Origin of the sequence: Flavobacterium sp. CLA17 (genome assembly GCF_013112255.2) — a bacterium.
Taxonomy (GTDB): Bacteria; Bacteroidota; Bacteroidia; order Flavobacteriales; family Flavobacteriaceae; genus Flavobacterium; species Flavobacterium circumlabens.
Map to the genome: position 1 here is coordinate 5,244,176 of NZ_CP068294.1, position 21,277 is coordinate 5,265,452.

The 21,277-nt window shown below is 35.0% G+C and carries 20 protein-coding genes; 15 read left to right on the top strand and 5 right to left on the bottom strand.

All coding sequences use genetic code 11. The features are described from left to right. Positions 1 to 15 precede the first annotated feature (15 nt). On the bottom strand, positions 16 to 312 hold the full coding sequence (locus HAV12_RS21590; RefSeq protein ID WP_132031985.1) for an isoamylase early set domain-containing protein: 297 nt from the start codon (positions 310 to 312) through the stop codon (positions 16 to 18). A gap of 244 nt (positions 313 to 556) precedes the next feature. On the opposite strand from HAV12_RS21590, the gene HAV12_RS21595 reads away from it, so the two are divergent. The 5 genes from HAV12_RS21595 (at position 557) to HAV12_RS21615 (ending at position 4,496) form a co-directional block, all read left to right on the top strand. Beyond that, positions 557 to 928, top strand: coding sequence for a 2TM domain-containing protein (locus HAV12_RS21595; protein WP_132031987.1), 372 nt, complete (start codon positions 557 to 559; stop codon positions 926 to 928). Positions 929 to 939: 11 nt separating this feature from the next. Continuing rightward, a complete protein-coding gene (locus tag HAV12_RS21600) occupies positions 940 to 1,422 on the top strand; it encodes a dihydrofolate reductase (RefSeq protein WP_171571413.1) in 483 nt (160 codons plus the stop codon). A gap of 201 nt (positions 1,423 to 1,623) precedes the next feature. Next, a complete protein-coding gene (locus tag HAV12_RS21605; RefSeq protein ID WP_171571414.1) occupies positions 1,624 to 2,391 on the top strand; it encodes a hypothetical protein in 768 nt (255 codons plus the stop codon). Positions 2,392 to 3,052: 661 nt separating this feature from the next. Then, on the top strand, positions 3,053 to 3,784 hold the full coding sequence (gene ubiE, locus HAV12_RS21610; RefSeq protein WP_132031993.1) for a bifunctional demethylmenaquinone methyltransferase/2-methoxy-6-polyprenyl-1,4-benzoquinol methylase UbiE: 732 nt from the start codon (positions 3,053 to 3,055) through the stop codon (positions 3,782 to 3,784). Between the two features lies 1 nt (position 3,785). After that, the gene (locus tag HAV12_RS21615) at positions 3,786 to 4,496 is read left to right on the top strand and encodes a porin family protein (protein ID WP_132031995.1); all 711 of its coding nucleotides are present in this window, start codon (positions 3,786 to 3,788) and stop codon (positions 4,494 to 4,496) included. A gap of 9 nt (positions 4,497 to 4,505) precedes the next feature. Here HAV12_RS21615 and HAV12_RS21620 read toward each other — a convergent pair whose 3' ends face one another. Next, positions 4,506 to 5,234 carry an RNA methyltransferase gene (locus tag HAV12_RS21620; RefSeq protein WP_171571415.1) on the bottom strand — a complete coding sequence of 243 codons (729 nt, stop codon included), beginning with the start codon at positions 5,232 to 5,234 and terminating at the stop codon, positions 4,506 to 4,508. A gap of 37 nt (positions 5,235 to 5,271) precedes the next feature. On the opposite strand from HAV12_RS21620, the gene HAV12_RS21625 reads away from it, so the two are divergent. The 5 genes from HAV12_RS21625 (at position 5,272) to HAV12_RS21645 (ending at position 11,335) form a co-directional block, all read left to right on the top strand. Next, entirely contained in the window at positions 5,272 to 7,827 is a 2,556-nt protein-coding gene (locus HAV12_RS21625) for a BamA/TamA family outer membrane protein (protein ID WP_171571416.1), read from the top strand. A 60-nt stretch (positions 7,828 to 7,887) separates the two neighbouring features. Beyond that, positions 7,888 to 8,955: a class II fructose-bisphosphate aldolase gene (gene fbaA, locus HAV12_RS21630; RefSeq protein WP_132032001.1), complete on the top strand. Its 1,068-nt coding sequence runs from the start codon at positions 7,888 to 7,890 to the stop codon at positions 8,953 to 8,955. Positions 8,956 to 9,029: 74 nt separating this feature from the next. Next, the gene (gene accD / locus HAV12_RS21635; protein WP_132032003.1) at positions 9,030 to 9,884 is read left to right on the top strand and encodes an acetyl-CoA carboxylase, carboxyltransferase subunit beta; all 855 of its coding nucleotides are present in this window, start codon (positions 9,030 to 9,032) and stop codon (positions 9,882 to 9,884) included. A 456-nt stretch (positions 9,885 to 10,340) separates the two neighbouring features. Next, positions 10,341 to 10,760, top strand: a complete 420-nt coding sequence (locus tag HAV12_RS21640; protein ID WP_171571417.1) for a helix-turn-helix domain-containing protein — start codon at positions 10,341 to 10,343, stop codon at positions 10,758 to 10,760. Positions 10,761 to 10,915: 155 nt separating this feature from the next. Continuing rightward, positions 10,916 to 11,335 (top strand): helix-turn-helix domain-containing protein, encoded by a 420-nt coding sequence (locus HAV12_RS21645; RefSeq protein ID WP_171571418.1) that lies wholly within the window; start codon positions 10,916 to 10,918, stop codon positions 11,333 to 11,335. 105 nt (positions 11,336 to 11,440) lie between these two features. On the opposite strand, the gene HAV12_RS21650 is transcribed toward HAV12_RS21645, so the two are convergent. The 3 genes from HAV12_RS21650 to HAV12_RS21660 all read right to left on the bottom strand — a co-directional run bounded on the left by HAV12_RS21650 (position 11,441) and on the right by HAV12_RS21660 (position 15,085). After that, positions 11,441 to 12,325, bottom strand: a complete 885-nt coding sequence (locus HAV12_RS21650) for a cupin-like domain-containing protein (protein ID WP_171571419.1) — start codon at positions 12,323 to 12,325, stop codon at positions 11,441 to 11,443. 367 nt (positions 12,326 to 12,692) lie between these two features. Beyond that, positions 12,693 to 13,739: an NAD(P)-dependent alcohol dehydrogenase gene (locus tag HAV12_RS21655; RefSeq protein WP_240345208.1), complete on the bottom strand. Its 1,047-nt coding sequence runs from the start codon at positions 13,737 to 13,739 to the stop codon at positions 12,693 to 12,695. Between the two features lie 98 nt (positions 13,740 to 13,837). Then, entirely contained in the window at positions 13,838 to 15,085 is a 1,248-nt protein-coding gene (locus HAV12_RS21660) for an ABC transporter permease (RefSeq protein ID WP_171571420.1), read from the bottom strand. Positions 15,086 to 15,250: 165 nt separating this feature from the next. Here HAV12_RS21660 and purH point away from each other — a divergent pair, with 165 nt between their 5' ends. The 5 genes from purH (at position 15,251) to mrdA (ending at position 21,272) form a co-directional block, all read left to right on the top strand. Continuing rightward, the gene (gene purH / locus HAV12_RS21665; protein WP_171571421.1) at positions 15,251 to 16,777 is read left to right on the top strand and encodes a bifunctional phosphoribosylaminoimidazolecarboxamide formyltransferase/IMP cyclohydrolase; all 1,527 of its coding nucleotides are present in this window, start codon (positions 15,251 to 15,253) and stop codon (positions 16,775 to 16,777) included. 54 nt (positions 16,778 to 16,831) lie between these two features. Then, on the top strand, positions 16,832 to 17,860 hold the full coding sequence (locus tag HAV12_RS21670; protein ID WP_171571422.1) for a rod shape-determining protein: 1,029 nt from the start codon (positions 16,832 to 16,834) through the stop codon (positions 17,858 to 17,860). A 109-nt stretch (positions 17,861 to 17,969) separates the two neighbouring features. Next, positions 17,970 to 18,794 (top strand): rod shape-determining protein MreC, encoded by an 825-nt coding sequence (mreC, locus tag HAV12_RS21675; protein WP_171571423.1) that lies wholly within the window; start codon positions 17,970 to 17,972, stop codon positions 18,792 to 18,794. Continuing rightward, a complete protein-coding gene (locus HAV12_RS21680) occupies positions 18,787 to 19,293 on the top strand; it encodes a rod shape-determining protein MreD (RefSeq protein WP_132032025.1) in 507 nt (168 codons plus the stop codon). The genes mreC and HAV12_RS21680 overlap by 8 nt, the downstream gene beginning before the upstream one ends. After that, a complete protein-coding gene (mrdA, locus tag HAV12_RS21685) occupies positions 19,290 to 21,272 on the top strand; it encodes a penicillin-binding protein 2 (RefSeq protein ID WP_171571424.1) in 1,983 nt (660 codons plus the stop codon). The genes HAV12_RS21680 and mrdA overlap by 4 nt, the downstream gene beginning before the upstream one ends. Positions 21,273 to 21,277: the final 5 nt, after the last annotated feature.

Here is a 21,277-nt window from a genome sequence, read left to right on the forward strand (position 1 = left end):
TTAAGGCGGATTTTTTTATACTACCAAGACACTATTTTCACTTCCGGCAAAATCATTCCATTTATAGGAATCGGCTTCCGGTTCATTCACATAAGTTCCGTCAATTACGTATTTAAACTCGTAAATCGCATCTTTAACCAGGTCATAGGTCGCTTTAAAAGTTCCGTTTTTCAACTTACTTAAAGTTCCTTCCTGAGCGTTCCAGTTGTTAAAGTCTCCAACTACAGCTGCCGCACTGGCATCTTTAGCATCTATTGAAAACGTAACTTTACAAACTGGTTTCGTTTTCACAAATTGTTTTTTTAAAGCCATAACCATTTAATTTTTAGATTGATAGAACTAAATTACGCAAATTAACAGGAAGATTCGACACTCGGATAAACGATTTGTGATAATAGCAAAAAGCGCAACTATTTTTAGCCGCATTCATAATTAATTCCCGCTTAAATTTTGGATTTCAGATTCTTAGCGCATTTAAAAGCAAATATTCTGTGCTCAAAATATTGTCCTTTCAAAATAAATTCTAACTTTATAATCTCATTATTTTTGAAATCTTATGGAAAAAGAAGTGCACGAGCAATATGAATATGCCAGAAGGAGGATCAGACAAAAGAAAATATTGTATTTTCATTTTGTGCTGTTTCTTTTAGGCAGTTTATTTTTATTTATTGCGAATCGATTTTTTGGATTTGGTACTACTAACACCAACAGCGTTACCGTTACCGACACTACTCAAAATTGGTGTATCTGGGCGATCACAATATGGTTTTTTATTTTTATCCTTCATTTTATAAAAGTTTATATTACGGATAGGTTTATGAATAAAAACTGGGAAAGAGAGCAAATTGACCGACTTGTTGCCTTGCAGCAAAAAAGGATAAGCCAATTAGAATCAAGAATAGAAGAGAATACCGAAAATAAAATTTAGTTCAGCATACCATGATTATAATGATAGCAGCCGTTGCCGAAAACAATGCCCTTGGAAAAAACAATGAATTGGTCTGGCATTTGCCAAATGACTTCAGGAGATTCAAAGCATTAACTACAAACCATTATATTATAATGGGAAGAAAGACTTTTGAAAGTTTCCCAAAACCCTTACCAAACCGGACCCACGTGATTATAACCCGTCAAAAAGATTATAATCCGCAAGGCTGCATTGTTGTGGACAGTATTGAAAAAGCACTTGCGGTATGCCCTGCAGAGGAAGATTCCTATATTATTGGCGGAGGTGAAATCTATAATTTAGGTCTCCCATATGCCGACATTATTGAAATAACCAAAGTACATTATACTTTTGAGGCTGATACATTTTTTCCGAAAATCAACAAAAACGAATGGCAGTTGGTGGAGGCTGAGACGAATCTCAAAGATGAAAAACATCAATACGATTATACTTACGAAACTTACATTAGAAAATAATTTCCTTTTAAAGTTTTTAATAAAATATCATTTAGAATACTCATTTTTCAAAATTTAAATTTAGCTGCTCATTTTCTTTGGTATCGTTTAATTTTATCTCATAAACATATTTTTCACAAGTATTCTATCTTTTTGTTTTAGCTACTTGGTTCCTTTGCGGAATTATTTAATTTAGCCTCCGATTAAAAACTAAAAAATATCATGAAAAAATTACTTTATTTATTAAGTGCAATTATAGCAATATTAACATCTTGTTCCAGCGACAATGATACTGATTCACTTAATCAAGCACATATACCCTTATTACTAAAATATGTTATTACTAAAGATGGTAAGACGATTTACACGGGAGAAAATATTTACAATGGAAATAGAATCGTAAGCTTTAGTGACTCAAATGGAAACAAATCAAATTACACATATACTGGAGATCTAATCACAAAAATAGAAGACATTAATACTAAAGGAATGATAACTAGAGACTATAGTTACTCTAGCGGAAAGCTAGAATCAGTTTTATATAAATCCCCTTCTAGTAAAAATTTAAAAATAAAATACACTCATAATCAGGACGGTACGATATCTTACAAAAAATATCTCATTCAAGTATCAACAGGATCAGAAGAAGAAGAGGGTAGTACAGGAAAATACACTTTTAAAGATGGTAATTTAATAAAAACTGAAAGTTTCTATTATAATAGTCCTGAAGGCTTAACAATAAGCGAATATGATTCTAAAAATTCTTTTAATAAAAATATCCTAGGACTGAAACTATTACTAGATTACAGTTCCACTTCTATTAATAATTTAGTTAAACAAACTATTGTAACATTTTCAGACAACAATTCCACATCTATCATATCAACTTATGCTTTTACATATGACGCAAACGGTTACGCAACAGAAATGAAAACCTCAAAGAGTGACGGAGCCTCTAATACTACACAAACAATAAAATATTTCTATTAATTAAATCATTAAAATGAATTAGAATTTTCACAGAAACCTCATTTCATAAATTTAAGATAAAACACCAATTACAAGCTGCACTTACATTAAGAAATAAAAAAAACATCCTCAATTGAGGATGTTTTTGGCAAAAATTGATTTCTGGTTTTGGACTTTTCAAGAGTAGCATTGGATAGGAACAACAATTACCTGACGGGATTGTTATAACATTATTATTATTTTCTGAGAGCAAATCTCAAAAAAGCCTTTACTACCAAATACCACGAAGGCGTTAAAGGCTAGAAAATTAAAATTTCCAAAAACAAATTAATCCTAAGAACGTATTGCGCTTTAAAATTGAATATTGTCAACCAAAACAATATTTAAAAAACTACTACAAGAACAAACTACAGCCAGCGCAGAGGCATTCATTTGGTTTAAGTCACTAATCACCAGCAATCCGTAAAAATCTTAAACATTATCATATGACAAAATTGACTATAAAATCCTACATCTACAATACCCACTTACCGTGATTTTTTTAAAATACCCCCTTTTAGGGATGGGCCAAAAAAAGAATCTTCAGCAAAAAATAGCTGTTTGTAAAAACATTTGATTTACAAATTAAAAATCTGAATTACAGTTAAAGAAGATTTGTATTATATTTGCGTAAATAAAAAAAATGTCTGAAAAAATAACTCCGTATAAAAACTCTACATTAGGCAAAAAAGAACAAGTTGCCCAGATGTTTGACACGATTTCCGGGAACTATGATAATTTAAACCGTGTAATTTCATTTGGTATTGATATTAAGTGGAGAAAAAAGGTATTGAAAATAGTTTCTGACACAAAACCAAAAATTATACTTGATATCGCAACAGGAACCGGCGATTTAGCTATTTTAATGGCACAGACGAATGCAGAAAAAATTATTGGTCTGGATATTTCGGCAGGAATGCTTGAAGTTGGAAAAAAGAAAGTAGACGAAAAAAAATTATCAAATGTTATTGAGTTGGTTTTAGGAGATTCTGAAAACATCCCTTTTGAAGATAATTATTTTGATGCCATAACCGTTAGTTTTGGAGTTCGGAACTTTGAAACCCTTGAAAAAGGTTTTGGTGAAATCTTAAGGGTTTTGAAACCAAACGGTGTATTTGTAATTCTTGAAACTTCGGTTCCGGACAAAACACCTTACAAACAAGGATATCGTTTTTACACCAAAAATATACTTCCGTTAATAGGAAAACTGTTTTCAAAAGATAATTCAGCTTACGGATATTTGTCCGAATCTGCTGCTGCTTTTCCTTATGGAGAGGCCCTGAACAATATTTTACGAAAAATTGGGTTTATAGATGTTGTGGCTATGCCTCAAACTTTTGGAGTTGCAACCATTTATTCTGCTTCTAAAAAATAGTATGAAAAAAACAGTAATCTTAATTTTATTAGTCTTAACGACAAAAGGATATTCGCAATTTGCTAAAAATATGTTTAGCAAAGACCCTATTATTAATCTCGAAAACTGGCAAAAACAACGCCTGTACTTCGGTTATTATTTAGGTTTTAATAGTTTCGACTTTAAATTTGATTACAAAAACAAGGTACAGCAGGATATTCAGGTAAAAAAAACAACCGGTTTTAATGTTGGGGTTGTAGCCGATTTAAGATTGCAGGAATATATCAACCTGCGTTTTGAACCTGGTTTGTATTATACAAAACGTGATTTATATTATCCGCTTGAAAAGCAGGCTGATTATTTGCGAGAGGTAAGCAGTACCTACATTCACTTTCCTCTATTACTGAAATTTTCTGCTTTACGTACCGGAAATATTCGCCCCTATTTAGTGGGAGGGATGTCAACTACATTAAACCTTTCGAGTAATTCAAAATCTGTAGATGATAATCATGATCAGAAATTTAGGGTAAAACCCTGGACTGCGGCTTATGAACTTGGTTTTGGAATTGATATTTTCTCAGAGTATTTTATTTTCTCTCCTTCTATCAGAGGAATGTTTGGTATCACTGACGAATTAATCAGGGATAATCCGGCTAATGGCCCAAGCCCATGGACGGATAACATTGATTCCATGAAATCGAGAGCGATTTTAATAAATTTTACTTTTCATTAAAACAAAACCCTAACTATTTCGTTTAAATTCACTAAGAATAATTGCTGTTGCGGTGGCTACGTTTAAACTTTCCGTTTTTTGCAGTTCACCGAACCTTGGAATTGTGAGTCGGCTTGTAACCGTTTTTTCAATCTCTTCAGAAATACCATTGGCTTCATTACCCATGATAATGATCCCGTCTTGTGGCAAATTGGATTGATAAATGTTTTCTCCGTCCATAAAGGTTCCAAAAACAGGCAACTTTGTTTGCGTGATAAACGTTTTCAGATCGACATAATTTACATTTACCCTGGTGATAGAACCCATCGTAGCTTGTACTACTTTCGGATTGTAAATATCAACGGTTTCTTTAGAGCAAATAATTTGCTTAATACCAAACCAGTCGCAAAGACGTAAAATCGTCCCTAAATTTCCGGGATCACGAATGTCGTCCAGCGCCAGAATTAAACCGGTATCGGTAATTTTATTTTCGGAAGGCATTTTGAAAACCGCTAAACACGAATTCGGAGTTGCCAAAGCACTTATCTTTTTAAGTTCCTGCTCATTAATAAGCGTACGTTTTGAAGACTGAACGGCCTCAAAATCATTTTGTGTGGTGTATAAATGTTCTAATTCAAAGTTGGATTGCAAGAGTTCCTGAATTACTTTTACCCCTTCGGCAAAAAATAATTGATTTGCTAAGCGTTGCTTTTTTTGATGTAAACCGGATATAAGCTTGATTTGGTTTTTACTAACCATAAAATAATGTACTTTTGAATTAAATATTTAATATCACTTGAAAAAGAATTCCACAAAAATACTAGCATTTATTCTAATAGCAATACTTATTTGCGCTTGTAATGCTGTAAAAAGAGTTCCGGACGGAAAAAGCCTTCTTACTAAAAACACTATTCTTGTAAATGGAAAGTCTACCAATGATGAAACTGCTTCCAACCAAATGTACCAAAAACCAAATGGTACTTTACTGGGATACAAATTACGTCTGAATTTATACAACTTAGCCAACTTAAATCCGGATTCTACGTATCAGGCAAAATTTAAAAACAATCCGGGCTTATATGAGCGCCAGGCAAAAATATTATCTGCAAAACAAGTCGACCGTCTTGGACAGTCTTTTTTATACAAAGGAATTCACGAATTTTTGAAAAGTACCGGAGAACCACCGGTTATTATTGATACGACAAAAACAAAAAAATCTTTGCTGCGTTTGAAATTTTACTATTTCAACAATGGTTATTTTAATGTAAAAACCGATTATAATATTGACAGCGTAGGGCGCAAAAAAGCTAAAGTCAATTATAATATCACCACAGGCCCGGCTTTTCTTCTGGATTCCATCAGAACCAGTATTATGACTCCGGCTTTAGATTCGTTATATAAAACCAATAAAGAACCTTCCTTATTGAAATCGGGAAGTCAATATAAAACTTCGGATTTTGAGGATGAGAAAAACCGTATCACTACTTATTTCAGAAATCACGGTGCGTATTTCTTCCAGCCTACCTATGTAACTTATGACATTGATACGATTGGTAAAAAAAACAAAGCTGACGTTAATTTAATCATCAACAACAATAATATCCAGGAAAGGGATTCCAGCAGAACAGAGCCCTTTAAAATATATAAAATAAGTGATGTAAACATCTATACAGATTATTCACCGGCCAATTCAAAAACTCCGATCAAAGACAGTACGACGTACAACAACTTTAACCTGTACAGTTATAAAAAATTAAAATACAAACCGCGTGCTATTACAGATGCTGTTTTTATTTCAAAAGGAAGTACGTTTTCAGACACCAGAACAACGCTTTCGACACGATACTTAAACAATCTGAAGATTTTTAATTATCCGTCGATACAATATGAAGTGGACAAACGCGACCCATTGGGAGAATCGCTGATTGCGAATGTTTTTTTAACTCCCAGAAAAAAATACAGTTTCGGTGCGACTTTAGATTTTACCCATTCCAATATTCAGGATTTTGGAATCGGAGCCAGTGTTTCCGAGACTATCCGTAACGTTTTTAACAGGGCTGAAACTTTAGAGATTTCCGCGCGCGTAAATATTGGATCCTCAAAAGACATGGCCAATCCGAACAATAATTTCTTTAATGTTTCGGAATATGGTCTGGATATGAAATTAAATTTTCCGAGAATCTTATTGCCTTTCGGAACCGAAAAAATTATTCCGAAAAGAATGATTCCGTCCACAAGTATCTCTGCCGGTTTCTCCAAACAAAGGAACATTGGTCTGGATAAAGAAAATTTCACGGGTGGACTTGCTTACAATTGGTCTCCGAAGCGAAGCAACACTGCCAAACTCGAATTGCTGAATGCTCAATTTGTACGCAACTTAAATCCGGACAATTACTTCAATGTGTATACTTCCTCGTATAACGAACTGAATAATATTGCCAGTACTTATAACACAGATATTACCAATTTGGACGATAATGAAAATCTGATCATCACAAAAGGAACCGCAGGTTTCACCGATGATGTTATAAATGGACGAACTTTGCTAACACCCGGCAGTCCGGACTACAAACAAGTTGAAAGTATTGAAGAACGAAGAGTTCGTCTGACCGAGAATGATTTTATTCTGGCCACCAGTTATACGTTCACCAAAACAACCAAAAAAGATCTGGCGGACAATACTTTTTATCAGTTTAAAACAAAAATAGAATCTGCAGGTACCTTACTGACAGCGGTTTCAAACATTGCTAAGTTGCCTAAAAACATCAGTGGTAATTACGAAATATTCAACTTAGAATATTCAGAATATATAAAAACCGAATTTGATTACATCAAGCACTGGGATTTTGGAAAAGAAAAAGTAATAGCCGTAAGGAGCTTTTTCGGAATCGCGATTCCATTTGGAAATTCAGATTATATTCCGTTCTCCCGAAGTTATTATTCCGGAGGTTCAAATGATAATCGTGCCTGGCAGCCGTATTCATTAGGTCCCGGAACTACCAATGCTTCCAACGACTTTAATGAGGCCAATATGAAAATTGCACTTAGTGCCGAATTTCGATTTAAGGTATTTGGAGATGTAAAAGGAGCTATCTTTGCAGATGCCGGAAATATCTGGAATGTGCTCGATAATGTCATCGATGAGAAAGCAAAATTCTCTGGCGTAAACGATTTAGCTGAAATTGCTTTGGGTTCCGGATTTGGATTACGTTACGATTTAAGCTTCTTTGTTATTCGTTTAGATTTAGGCTTCAAGACCTATAATCCGGCGCATGACGAAGGAAATCGTTGGTTCAGAGAATACAATTTTGGTCACTCGGTTTTAAATTTTGGAATAAATTATCCGTTCTAATGCTAATTAATTCTTATTTTTGCAACCTAAAAACTAAAAACAACTATAAAAAAAATTACAATGGCACACAATATCAAACCAGGAGTAGCTACAGGAGATCAGGTTCAGGAGATTTTTAATTATGCGAAAGAAAAAGGATTTGCACTTCCGGCAGTAAATGTTACGGGATCAAGTACTATTAATGGAGTTCTTGAAACTGCAGCGAAACTTAATGCACCGGTTATCATTCAATTTTCAAACGGTGGAGCACAATTTAACGCTGGTAAAGGTTTATCTAATGCAGGTGAAAAATCAGCTATCGCTGGTGGAATCGCAGGAGCAAAACATATTCATACTTTGGCAGAAGCTTACGGAGCAACTGTAATTTTACACACTGACCACTGTGCCAAAAAATTATTGCCTTGGATTGATGGTTTATTAGATGCTTCTGAAAAACATTTTGCAGAAACAGGAAAACCATTATTCAGTTCTCATATGATCGATTTGTCTGAGGAGCCAATCGAAGAAAACATCGAGATCTGTAAAGAATATTTGGCAAGAATGAGCAAAATGGGAATGACATTGGAAATCGAGCTTGGAATTACAGGTGGAGAAGAAGATGGCGTTGACAACTCTGATGTTGACAGCTCAAAATTATACACACAACCGGAAGAAGTAGCTTATGCTTACGAAGAATTATCTAAAATAAGCCCTAAATTTACAATTGCAGCAGCTTTTGGAAACGTTCACGGGGTTTACAAACCAGGAAACGTAAAATTGACTCCGAAAATCTTAAAAAATTCTCAGGATTTCGTTCAGAACAAATTCAACACGGGTCATAATCCGGTAGATTTCGTTTTCCACGGAGGTTCAGGTTCTACATTGGAAGAAATCAGAGAAGGAATTAGCTACGGAGTAATCAAAATGAATATTGATACTGATTTACAATTTGCATACACAGAAGGAATTCGTGATTATATGGTTAAAAACATTGACTATTTAAAAACACAAATCGGTAACCCGGAAGGTGCTGAAGCTCCTAACAAAAAATATTATGACCCAAGAAGATGGGTACGTGAAAGCGAAGTGACATTCAACACAAGATTGGAGCAGGCTTTTGCAGACTTAAACAATGTGAATACACTATAAGTAAAAGTTTAAAGTTTCAGGTTTCAGGTTTCGCAACTTTAAACTTTAAACCTGAAACAACAAAAACAATAAATATGGCTTGGTTTAAAAGACAGGAAAAAGGGATTACGACCGCTACTGAAGATAAGATGGACGTTCCGAAAGGATTGTGGTACAAATCTCCGACCGGAAAAATTATTGATGCTGACGAATTAGCAAGAAACTTATTTGTGAGTCCTGAAGATGATTTTCACGTTAGAATTGGAAGCGCAACCTACTTTGAGATTTTATTCGACAACAATGAGTTTGTTGAATTAGATAAAAACATGACTTCTAAAGATCCCCTGCATTTTGTGGATACAAAAAAATATGCAGAAAGACTGAAAGATGTAATGGAGAAAACTCACCTTAAAGACGCTGTGCGTACCGGAGTGGGAAAATCTAAAGGAAAAGAACTGGTAATCTGCTGTATGGATTTCGCCTTTATTGGTGGCTCTATGGGAGCTGTTGTAGGGGAGAAAATCGCAAGAGGAATTAATCACGCGATCAAAAACAATCTGCCTTTTGTCATGATTTCAAAATCCGGAGGAGCCCGTATGATGGAAGCGGCTTATTCGTTAATGCAGTTGGCTAAAACCTCTGTAAAACTGGCACAGCTTGCAGAAGCAGGATTACCGTACATTTCTTTATGTACAGATCCTACCACCGGAGGAACTACTGCCTCTTACGCCATGTTGGGAGATATTAATATTTCTGAGCCGGGTGCTTTAATTGGTTTCGCAGGTCCGCGTGTGGTTCGTGATACTACAGGAAAAGATTTACCGGAAGGTTTTCAAACCGCTGAGTTTCTTTTAGAACACGGTTTCCTTGACTTTATTACGCCAAGAAAAGATTTAAAGGATAAGATCAACTTATATATTGATTTAATTCAAAATAATAACATCAGATAGTTTCTAAAAACTTCTAAAATACCCAACCCGACAGCCTTAAAACTGTCGGGTTTCTTTTTTACAAAAAAATCGAAAAATACAATTGTGACAAAATAAAAATTAAGTTTGTCACACTTTCTGTTTCAAAATTTCTGTTGTAATTTTTTTGTTATAAAAAAAATTACAACAATTTATTTACAACACTTTTGTTGTAAAATTTCTGTTGTAAAAAAAAAATACAACAATTAGTTTACAACAGTATTGTTGAAAAATTAAAATTACACTTAAACTTTCAACAACAATAAAACACAATACATACTAGTTCATCAATTAATCCCTGAAAAATTGTATTTTTGCCTGGTGCACCGTAAGTAATCGTTTTACCCCCAAAACGAACCAGCAAGGGTAACTTACAAAAGCAAAACCGTTTTTTACCAAAACCGATTTTTTTTAAAGCAATATAAATATCTTTGAACTATGAGCACAGCAACGAAACCAAGTCATATCGGGCGAAAAATTAGCCGTATTCGTGAACTGAAAGACATGAAACAGGAAGCTTTGGCACAAGCTTTAGGCACCAACCAACAGGCCATTTCGATTATCGAGAACAGCGAAACTATAGACGAAGAAAAACTTAAAGAAGTAGCAAAAGCACTTGGTGTAAGTGTGGAAGCCATAAAAAACTTTACGGAAGAAAATATGATCAGTTATTTAAATAATTTCTATGATAATAGTAGTGCCGGAAATGGCTTTAATGCTAACCCAAGTCATTGTACTTTCAACTCATTAGACAAAATGATGGAAATGGTAGATGAAAACAGAAAGCTGTACGAACGTTTGGTCCAGTCAGAAAAAGATAAAATTGAATATTTAGAAAAATTGCTCAAAGGAAAATAAGGTTTTCCAACGTTTGACTAAAGCCCTTTTTAACTGCTCTATATTTAAATCTCCAGCTAAAGCAGGAGGCAATTCAATATAAAAAACGCATAACAGCAAAACTGTTTTTTACCAAAATCGATTTTTTTTTAAAGCAATATAAATATCTTTGAACTATGAGCACAGCAATAAAACCAAATCATATAGGCCGAAAAATCAGCCGTATTCGTGAACTGAAAGACATGAAACAGGAAGCTTTGGCACAAGCTTTAGGCACCAACCAACAGGCCATTTCGATTATCGAGAACAGCGAAACTATAGACGAAGAAAAACTTAAAGAAGTAGCAAAAGCACTTGGTGTAAGTGTGGAAGCCATAAAAAACTTTACCGAAGAAAATATGATCAGTTATTTAAATAATTTCTATGACAATAGTATCAGCAATGGCATGAATGGAATATTCAATCCTAGTCATTGTTCCTTCAACCCACTAGACAAAATGATGGAAATGATAGATGAAAACAGAAAGCTGTACGAACGTTTGCTCCAGTCAGAAAAAGATAAAATTGAATATTTAGAAAAACTGCTCAAAGGATAATAAGGTTTTTCGAAACCTGTTCCTTTCCATAAAAAAATCCCGTGAAAAATTTTCCACGGGATTTTTTAATTTTGTCTTGTTCGAAAATGATACGTTTTAAGTGTACTATTTTTTGGGTCTGCCCCTTTTTAATTCTTTTTCGGCTATTTTAAAAGCTAATTTTTCACGCCATAGCGCGTACCGTTCCCTAAAAACTATTTTTACAGCGCTATCTACCGCACCATGCAGGAACAAACTCCAGACGCTGGCCATTTTTCGGGTTATAGAACTGTCCCATGCGCGAAGACTCAGCGAAAAAGAGCCATCAATATACCGCATCCAGTGCCACATTCCGGTAGGCATGAACAAGGTATCTCCGTGTTCCAGGAAAACTTCATACCCTTCGACGCCTTTCAGCGCGGGAAATTTTTTAAAATCGGGGTTGGTTACATCATACTCTTCTAAAGCGTAGGTCGTATTTGGAACACAATAAAGCCTTTTTTTCCATTTATAGTCAAACAAGATAACCTGTTTTCTCCCTCCAAAATGGGTATGGAAAAGATGAGGCAAATCGATATCATAATGTAAAAATGTGATAGCCTGCGAGCCTCCGAAAAACATGGCAGGCATACTTTCTATAAACCCTCCCATTAATTCTTTTGGCACTTTCACATCATTGACCAATTCGGGTTTGTGTTTAAAAAGATTGAAGAAAAAAATACGCAGTTGTGTTGGCTCTCTTTTTATCAGATCCAGATAATCACCGAATTTCATCGTGGCAATCGAGGCATTGATTACTTTTTTAGGATCTGCTTTGGAGTTGTCCACTAGTTTGACTTCAATATCCCCTGCAATTTCCTTAAAATAATCCGTGGACCATTTTTCTCTTGCCGGCCAGTCTTTTGTCAATCCTTTTATAATTAAAGGCTTTTTTTTATCTAAATAGTTCTTCTTAAAATCTTGTCTGGAAATAGACTCAACAACGTCGACAGGTTTTAGTATAAAGCTCATTTTTTTCCCTAATTTAAATTGTCAGTTTCCCAAAATTATCTAATTATTTTTATTCTATAACATTTGCAGTAAAATAGTACAAAAGAAAAACAGGCCGTATTCCTGACCGAATAACTTCAACAGGAGCAGCACTTACTTTCAAAAACATCAAATTTTCCAGTCCTTATATTTCAGGACCATACAATTTAATCAAAAAAAACCGAAGAATGATCTTCGGTTTTTTAAATTTTAAATTTATTATTCAATAGAATACATTCTTTCGCTAAAAAACACATCGTTTCTCTTAAACTTCTTATTACATTTCAAAAGAAACACAAAGTTTACCCAGCAAAAACCTCTGACCCTTTGCAACTCTGTCCCTTTGTACCTACTTCAAAGAAGCCATATCAATCACAAAACGATATTTCACATCACTTTTGTTCATACGTTCGTAAGCTTCATTAATGTACGCCATATCGATGATTTCAACATCTGACGTAATATTGTGTTCAGCACAGTAATCTAACATTTCCTGCGTTTCTTTAATTCCGCCAATCAAACTCCCAATGATACTTCTTCTTTTCATGATTAAAGTAAAAACAGGTATTTCTGCAGGTGCAGGTGGTGCTCCAACCACAATCATGGTTCCGTTTGTTTTTAGTAAATTCAGATACGCATTATGATCGTGTTTGGCCGAAACGGTATTTAAAATAAAATCGAAGCTGCTCGCTAATGATTCCATAGTTTCCGGATTGGAAGTCAGGGCAAAATGATGTGCCCCTAATTTTTTAGCATCGGCTTCTTTAGACGGAGAATGGCTTAACATGGTCACTTCGGCACCAAACGAAACCGCAAATTTTACGGCCATATGTCCTAAACCACCCAAACCTAAAACGCCAACTTTATGCCCCTTGCCTACTTTTAAATAACGCAGCGGAGAATAAGTAGTAATTCCGGCGCATAATAAAGGCGCCACTCCTTTTAAATCTAATTTTTCAGAAACGTGAAGGGTGTAATTTTCATCGACAATAATACTGGTCGAATAGCCGCCTCTTGTCGGAATATCAGTTCCTCGTTCTACACTATTGTAAGTTTGCGTCATTCCTTCATCACAAAATTGTTCCTCACCAGCCTGACAGCTCGGACAAGTTCTGCAGGAATCTACAAAACAGCCTACTCCGGCCAGTTCGCCAACTTTAAATTTAGAAACCTCACTCCCAACAGCAACAATTCGGCCCACGATTTCGTGTCCCGGAACTAAGGGGTAATTTACAGGTCCCCATTCTCCTTTTGCGGTGTGAATATCGGAGTGGCAAACACCACTATACAAAATTTCTATCTGAACCTGATGAGCACCAACTTCTTTTCTTTCAAACGTATAGGGTTTTAACGGATTTTCTGCATCAAAGGCAGCATAAGCTTTTACTGGTATCATGTTATCGTATTTTAATTAAGCTATTAAAATTACAATAAATTCTCCATCAAAATAAAATTTGAAGGGGCAAAAAAGATGTTTTTTTGAGTATTTGAATTTTACATTCCGGTTCTGATGGCCTCTACCGGATCCAAATTTGCCGCCGAAATTGCCGGCAGAATTCCCGAAATCAATCCGATAAGCGCGGCTAAGCTTGTTCCTAAAACTATATTTCCGAAACTTAAAACGAATTCAAAATCTAATAATTTGGTCAATAAAAGGGAGATCCCCCAAACCATCAGCAAACCAATTATTCCTCCGATTACAGACAGAATAATGGCTTCAAACAAAAACTGAAATAATATAAATTTGTTTTTGGCTCCTAATGATTTCTGAATTCCGATAAGATTCGTGCGCTCTTTAACCGAAACAAACATGATATTCGCAATTCCAAAACCGCCCACCAGCAGCGAAAATCCACTGATAATCCAGCCCACAACGTTCATCTGTCCTAAAATTCCATCAATAAAATCGGTAAACCCGGAAAGTACATTAATGAAAAAGTTGTCTATTTCACCCGCTTTCATCCCACGGATCCCTCTTATTTTTTGTGCTATTTCGGCTTTGTAAGCATCCATGTCAACGCCTTTAACCGGTTTCAAAACAATTACCGGGGTCATCGAATCGCTGTCGCCATACATTCGGCGTAAAAAATTGGCCGGCAAATACACAGAGGTGTCATTACTATCGCCAAAAAAACCTGCCCCTTGTTTCGCTATCACTCCGATTACGGTAAAACGCTGTCCGTAAAGTCTAATATTTTTTCCAATAGGATCTATGGTACCAAAAAGGCCGTCTGCAATTTCGTATCCCAAAACAATAACGGCGGTTCCTGAATTCGATTCCGATTCGTTGTAGAATCTTCCTTTATCAAAACTTAATCCATCAATATCGACCATCTCAAAAGAAGACGGTACAATATTTACATCGGCAACGGTTTTAGAATCGTATTTTAAGCTTTCATGATTGACAAAAAGCTGATAACCGACTTGTTGTGTATTGTTGAGTGAGTTTTTTAAAGCAATGTATTCATCGTATTTCACATTTGGGAACTGTTCTCTTTTCCATTGGGGAATTTCGGAAGGCCCGAAACAATACTTCATCAAATAAATCGTATTTTTATCTAAGCTGCTCAGATCTTTAGAAATTTTACGGTCTAAAGAATCAACTGCGGCGAGTACCGCAATAATCGAAAAAATACCAATTGTTACACCAAGCAATGACAATAAAGTACGCAATTTATTATTCCTTAAAGCATTTATGGCAAAGCTTAAACTTTCTTTCAGCAACCTTAGATAAACAATCATATTTTCGTATTTTTCAATAAAGTAAAATTCAATAATTTAAAATAAAAAACCTAACAAAACTTAACTTACTCATCAGTAGATTTTTTTACCATAATGTTACAGTATTTTTCTTTAAAATAATATTTAAAAAAACTACTTTTGCAGTCTGAAAATCATAACTACACAATGAGCACAACTAAAACAATACAATCGGCCTTAATATCTGTTTTTTCGAAAGACGGACTTGAGCCAATCGTTAGAAAATTACACGAACAAAACGTAACACTTTATTCGACCGGAGGAACGGAAGATTTTATTAAAAACTTAGGGATTCCTGTAGTTCCGGTTGAGGATATCACTTCTTTTCCTGAAATTCTTGGCGGAAGAGTAAAAACGTTACACCCGAAAATTTTTGGCGGAATTTTAAACCGTCAGGATAACGAAAGTGATGTTCAGCAAATGAAGGAATTTGATATTCCCCAGATTGACTTAGTGATTGTTGATTTGTACCCGTTTGAAAAAACGGTTGCTTCAGGTGCAAGCGAACAGGATATTATTGAAAAAATTGATATTGGCGGAATCTCCTTAATCCGTGCCGGTGCAAAAAACTTTAAAGACACTGTAATTGTAGCTTCAGTAAATGAATACAGTTTGCTTTTGGATTTGATTACAGAACAAAACGGAGCAACAACGCTTGAAAACAGAAGATTGCTTGCTACAAAAGCATTCCACGTTTCTTCTCATTATGATGGTGCGATTTTTAATTACTTCAATACAGATGAAACGATCTATAAAGAAAGTATTGACAACGGTCAGATTTTACGTTATGGAGAAAATCCACACCAAAAAGGATTCTTTTTTGGAGATTTTGATGCCATGTTCAAAAAAGTCCACGGAAAAGAGTTATCTTACAACAACCTGCTGGATGTAGATGCTGCGGTAAACTTAATTAATGAGTTTAAAACAGACGGGCCTACTTTCGCCATTTTAAAACATAACAATGCTTGTGGTTTAGCTTCAAGAAAAACAATCAGTGAGGCTTACTTAGCGGCGCTGGCTTGTGATCCTACTTCTGCGTTTGGCGGAGTTTTGATTTCAAATGTTAAAATTGATTTGGCTACAGCCCAGGAAATCAACAAATTGTTCTGTGAGGTTGTCATCGCTCCAAGTTATGATGATGAGGCCATTACGGTTTTACAGGAAAAGAAAAACAGGATTATATTGGTTCAGAATGAAGTGGAATTACCTTCAAGACAAGTGAGAACATGTCTTAACGGTTTGTTAATTCAGGACAGAAATAATATTACGGATACTAAAGAGCATTTAAAGACCGTTACTATTACCGAGCCGACTGCTCAGGAAGTAGAAGATTTGATATTTGCTTCAAAAATTTGCAAGAACACCAAATCAAATACGATTGTGTTTGCTAAAAACGGAACATTAATTTCGTCAGGAACAGGTCAGACGTCAAGAGTTGATGCTTTAATGCAGGCAATTGACAAGGCAAAAGCTTTCGGTTTTGATCTGACAGGAGCTTCGATGGCGAGCGATGCATTTTTCCCGTTTCCGGATTGTGTTGAATTAGCCAAAAAAGCAGGAATAACCGCTGTTATTCAGCCGGGAGGATCAATAAAAGACGAATTAAGCATAAATTATTGCAACGAAAATAATCTTGCAATGGTATTTACAGGAACACGTCATTTTAAACATTAATTTGTTTAACTTTGTTCAAAATAATTTATAACATTTTAAACCCCTAAAAAACTTATGGGATTTTTTGATTTCATGACCGAGGATATTGCGATAGACCTTGGTACCGCAAACACTTTAATCATACATAATGATAAAGTTGTTATTGATAGTCCGTCAATCGTTGCACGTGACAGAATATCAGGCAAAATCATTGCTGTTGGTAAGGAAGCCAATATGATGCAAGGTAAAACGCATGAAAATATCAAAACCATAAGGCCTTTGAAGGACGGTGTAATTGCCGATTTTGATGCTTCGGAAAAAATGATCAATATGTTCATTAAAAGTATTCCGGCATTGAAAAAAAGAATGTTTACTCCAGCGCTAAGAATGGTATTATGTATTCCTTCCGGAATTACTGAGGTTGAAATGCGTGCCGTAAAAGAATCTTGTGAAAGAGTAAACGGAAAAGAAGTTTACCTGATTCACGAACCAATGGCAGCAGCAATTGGTATTGGTATCGATATCATGCAGCCTAAAGGAAACATGATTGTTGATATTGGTGGTGGAACAACTGAAATCGCAGTTATTGCCTTAGGCGGAATTGTATGTGATAAATCTGTAAAAATTGCAGGTGACGTTTTCACTAACGATATTGTTTATTACATGCGTACACAACACAATCTTTTTGTTGGAGAAAGTACTGCCGAGAAAATAAAAATTCAGATTGGAGCTGCTATCGAAGATTTAGACGGTCCTCCGGAAGATATGTCTGTTCAGGGTAGAGATTTACTTACGGGTAAACCAAAACAAGTAGATGTTTCTTACCGTGAAATTGCCAAAGCATTAGACAAATCGATTCAACGTATTGAAGATGCTGTAATGGAAACGTTATCACAAACTCCTCCTGAATTAGCAGCCGATATCTACAACACCGGTATTTATTTAGCCGGTGGCGGATCGATGTTAAGAGGTCTTGACAAACGTATTTCCCAAAAAACAGATTTACCTGTTTATATTGCTGAAGATCCGTTAAGAGCCGTTGTTCGCGGAACCGGAATGGCACTTAAAAACATTGCAAAATTCAAAAGCATCTTAATAAAATAAGATTTAAAATAACAATTCTTATATTTTTATCAGAGTCAGATTGAATCATCTGACCCTGATAAAATTTGAACCCAATAGCATATCCTGAAACAAAATAACCGAACAAGAAATGCAGCAAATTTTTAATTTCATTATAAGAAACAGTAATCGATTGCTGTTTTTGCTGCTTTTAGGTATTTCGTTGGCTCTCACAATTCAATCTCATTCGTACCATAGAAGCAGAGTAATCAGTTCAGCAAATTTTTTAAGCGGAGGTGTTTATGAAAGAATTAATCGCGTAAACGAATATTTGAACCTGAGAACACAAAACGACGAACTGGTACTTGAAAACGCAAGATTAAAAAGTCTTTTATTCAATAAAGAAGATACCACAAAAATACCTTTGGCAGACAGTATTAAAGGCGTAAAACCTGCTGATATTATTGTTTCGAAAGTTATTCACAACTCCTACAATACACACGAAAACTATATCACTTTAAACTCCGGTGCAAAAGAAGGAGTGAAACAGGATATGGGAGTTATCAATAGTCTAGGAATTATTGGTGTGGTAGACAATACATCAAAAAACTATTCTACCGTAGTTAGTATTCTGAATATGAAATCGCACATTAATGCAAAACTAAAAAAGTCAAATCATTTTGGTTCATTAACATGGAGCGGAAAAAGCACAGGATTTGTTCAGCTTGAAGATGTTCCAAGACTAGCTTCTATTAGAAAAGGCGATACAATTGTTACAGGTGGGCAGTCCGTAATTTTTCCAGAAGGAATTAATATTGGTACAGTCGAAAAAATATACGTTAAAACAGGCACCAGCTATTATGTTATAGACGTTAAACTTTTTAACGACATGACAAACTTAGGACATGTATATGTCATTAAGAGTAAGGACAGAGAAGAACTTATTAATTTAGAAAAACAGGGAAAAGATGAATAGCGCATTGTTAGTCAATATTTTTCGATTTATTGTGTTACTGGCAATTCAGATTGTTATTTTCAATAATATGAATTTCCTGGGATACATAAGTCCTTTTCCATACCTGTTGTATATCATTCTTTATCCTGTAAACAGTAACAGATCCGGTTTAATTATCTCCAGTTTTTTACTTGGACTCACCATGGATATGTTTTGTAATTCTGGCGGAATTCATGCTACGGCCTGTGTCATTTTAGCGTATTACAGGCCCTATATTTTCAAATTTTCATTTGGACTGAGTTATGAATATCAAACTATAAAACTAAACGAATCCTTAACACCGGAAAGATTCTCTTTTATTTTAGTATCCGTGATTCTGCATCACATTATACTTTTTACATTTGAAGCTTTTCAATTTAAATTCATTGGTGACGTTTTACTTCGAACTTTATTCAGTTCCATATTTACCATAATTGTTTCAATCATAATAATATATCTTATTAAGCCCAATAAACGATGAGAAAAATTCTGCTGCCCTCTTTAATTATTATCGCAGCATCTCTGCTTGTGATGAGGGTATTTTATTTGCAAATTATAGACGATTCTTTTAAGTTAAAATCTGACAATAATGCAATCAAGAAGCAGTATGACTATCCGGAAAGAGGCTATATTTATGACCGAAACGGAAAGTTATTAGTTGCCAATCAGGCTTCTTATGACATCATGGTAATCCCGAGAGAAATCAAGGAAAACCTTAATATTGACGAATTTTGCGCATTGCTCAATATTACCAGAGAAGATTATGAAAAGAGAATTGCAAAAGCGAAAGTATACAGTCCGAGATTACCTTCTGTTTTTCTATCGCAATTAAACAAATCTGAATTTGCCGCTTTTCAGGAAAAAATCAGAAAATATGAAGGCTTTTATTTCCAGAAACGTTCTCTTCGTGATTATGAAGTAGATTATGGCGCCAATATTTTTGGTTCTATTCTACAGGTAAATGAAAAATTAATTGCTAAAAACCCTTATTACAATAGTGGTGACTTAATTGGAAGACAAGGTGTTGAAGAAAGCTACGAAGAAGTTTTACGCGGAATAAAAGGTGTAAAATACATCCAGAAAGACAAATACAATAGAGAAATTGGTTCTTATAAAGAAGGCAAATACGACACTATCGCTGTAGCCGGAGAAGACATTAATCTGACTATTGATGCTGAACTTCAAAAATATGGTGAAGAATTAATGATCAATAAAAGAGGTGGAATTGTTGCCATTGAACCTAAAACAGGTGAAATTCTGGCATTAGTTACCGCTCCTTCTTATGATCCTGGTATTTTGGTGGGAAGACAACGATCTAAAAACTATACGATTTTATATCATGATTCTATTGCAAAACCTTTATACGACAGAGGTCTTTTAGCGGAATATCCTCCGGGATCTCCATTTAAAATCCTAACCGGATTGGTTGCTCTTCAGGAAGGTGTCATTAACGAACAAACTACTTTTATGTGCCATCACGGTTTCAGTTATGGCAGAGGTCGTTTTATGAAATGTCACGGTTTTGGCCCGCACCAGTTACATAACGGAATTTACAATTCGTGTAATACTTATTTTGCTCAGTCTTATATGTTAACTATTAACAAATATGGTGACCCGGGCAAAGCGGTAGACATTTGGAGCAATCACGTAAAAAGTTTTGGTTTAGGCCAATTTATGGGATACGATTTACCAACGGGTAAAAAAGGAAATATTCCAACTTCAAAAACATACAAAAAAATATATCCCAACGGCGGCTGGAGAAGCACCACGATTGTATCAAACGCAATTGGGCAGGGAGAAGTTTTAATGACTCCTATTCAATTAGCCAATATGATGGCGACTGTTGCCAATCAGGGATATTACTATACGCCTCATATTATTAAAAAAATTGAAGGTAAAAAAATAGACGCTAAATTTACAACCAAACACGAAACTACAATTGACAAAAAATATTTTCCTCCGGTCATAAGTGGTTTGTTTGATGTATATAATAAAGGAACTGCTTACGCTTTAAGAGTGGAAGGAATCGATATTTGCGGAAAAACAGGAACTGCTGAAAATTATGCCAAAATCGATGGTGTGAGAACAAAGCTAAAAGATCACTCTATTTTTGTGGCTTTTGCGCCAAAAGACAATCCTAAAATCGCAATCGCGATTATGATTGAAAATGGAGGTTTTGGAGCAACTGTTGCAGGTCCAATTGCCAGTTTAATGGTTGAAAAATATCTGAGAAGAAAAATTTCAAGAACTGATTTAGAAATTCGGGTTTTAAATAAGAGCTTAGTCAGTGAATATGCGAAAGTTGGAGGAATCAATCCGGCAAGTTTAATTGAATCTACACCAAAAGATTCCGTTTTAAAAGCTAAGATTATTGTTCCAAAAACTCCAGCAGCTGCAAAAACAGTAACTCCGAAAACAGAGATAAAAAGAACTACAGTAGACACAACAAAAGAAAACTAACAAAG

Bases quoted from the DNA above. Each gene is read 5' to 3' on its own strand.
- HAV12_RS21655 (WP_240345208.1), bottom strand. From the start codon at position 13,739: ATGATACCAGTAAAAGCTTATGCTGCCTTTGATGCAGAAAATCCGTTA.
- HAV12_RS21680 (WP_132032025.1), top strand. From the start codon at position 18,787: ATGAATAGCGCATTGTTAGTCAATATTTTTCGATTTATTGTGTTACTG.
- HAV12_RS21595 (WP_132031987.1), top strand. From the start codon at position 557: ATGGAAAAAGAAGTGCACGAGCAATATGAATATGCCAGAAGGAGGATC.
- HAV12_RS21645 (WP_171571418.1), top strand. From the start codon at position 10,916: ATGAGCACAGCAATAAAACCAAATCATATAGGCCGAAAAATCAGCCGT.
- purH (WP_171571421.1), top strand. From the start codon at position 15,251: ATGAGCACAACTAAAACAATACAATCGGCCTTAATATCTGTTTTTTCG.
- HAV12_RS21640 (WP_171571417.1), top strand. From the start codon at position 10,341: ATGAGCACAGCAACGAAACCAAGTCATATCGGGCGAAAAATTAGCCGT.
- fbaA (WP_132032001.1), top strand. From the start codon at position 7,888: ATGGCACACAATATCAAACCAGGAGTAGCTACAGGAGATCAGGTTCAG.
- HAV12_RS21600 (WP_171571413.1), top strand. From the start codon at position 940: ATGATTATAATGATAGCAGCCGTTGCCGAAAACAATGCCCTTGGAAAA.
- mrdA (WP_171571424.1), top strand. From the start codon at position 19,290: ATGAGAAAAATTCTGCTGCCCTCTTTAATTATTATCGCAGCATCTCTG.
- mreC (WP_171571423.1), top strand. From the start codon at position 17,970: ATGCAGCAAATTTTTAATTTCATTATAAGAAACAGTAATCGATTGCTG.
- accD (WP_132032003.1), top strand. From the start codon at position 9,030: ATGGCTTGGTTTAAAAGACAGGAAAAAGGGATTACGACCGCTACTGAA.
- HAV12_RS21670 (WP_171571422.1), top strand. From the start codon at position 16,832: ATGGGATTTTTTGATTTCATGACCGAGGATATTGCGATAGACCTTGGT.
- ubiE (WP_132031993.1), top strand. From the start codon at position 3,053: ATGTCTGAAAAAATAACTCCGTATAAAAACTCTACATTAGGCAAAAAA.
- HAV12_RS21620 (WP_171571415.1), bottom strand. From the start codon at position 5,234: ATGGTTAGTAAAAACCAAATCAAGCTTATATCCGGTTTACATCAAAAA.
- HAV12_RS21660 (WP_171571420.1), bottom strand. From the start codon at position 15,085: ATGATTGTTTATCTAAGGTTGCTGAAAGAAAGTTTAAGCTTTGCCATA.
- HAV12_RS21615 (WP_132031995.1), top strand. From the start codon at position 3,786: ATGAAAAAAACAGTAATCTTAATTTTATTAGTCTTAACGACAAAAGGA.
- HAV12_RS21605 (WP_171571414.1), top strand. From the start codon at position 1,624: ATGAAAAAATTACTTTATTTATTAAGTGCAATTATAGCAATATTAACA.
- HAV12_RS21590 (WP_132031985.1), bottom strand. From the start codon at position 312: ATGGCTTTAAAAAAACAATTTGTGAAAACGAAACCAGTTTGTAAAGTT.
- HAV12_RS21650 (WP_171571419.1), bottom strand. From the start codon at position 12,325: ATGAGCTTTATACTAAAACCTGTCGACGTTGTTGAGTCTATTTCCAGA.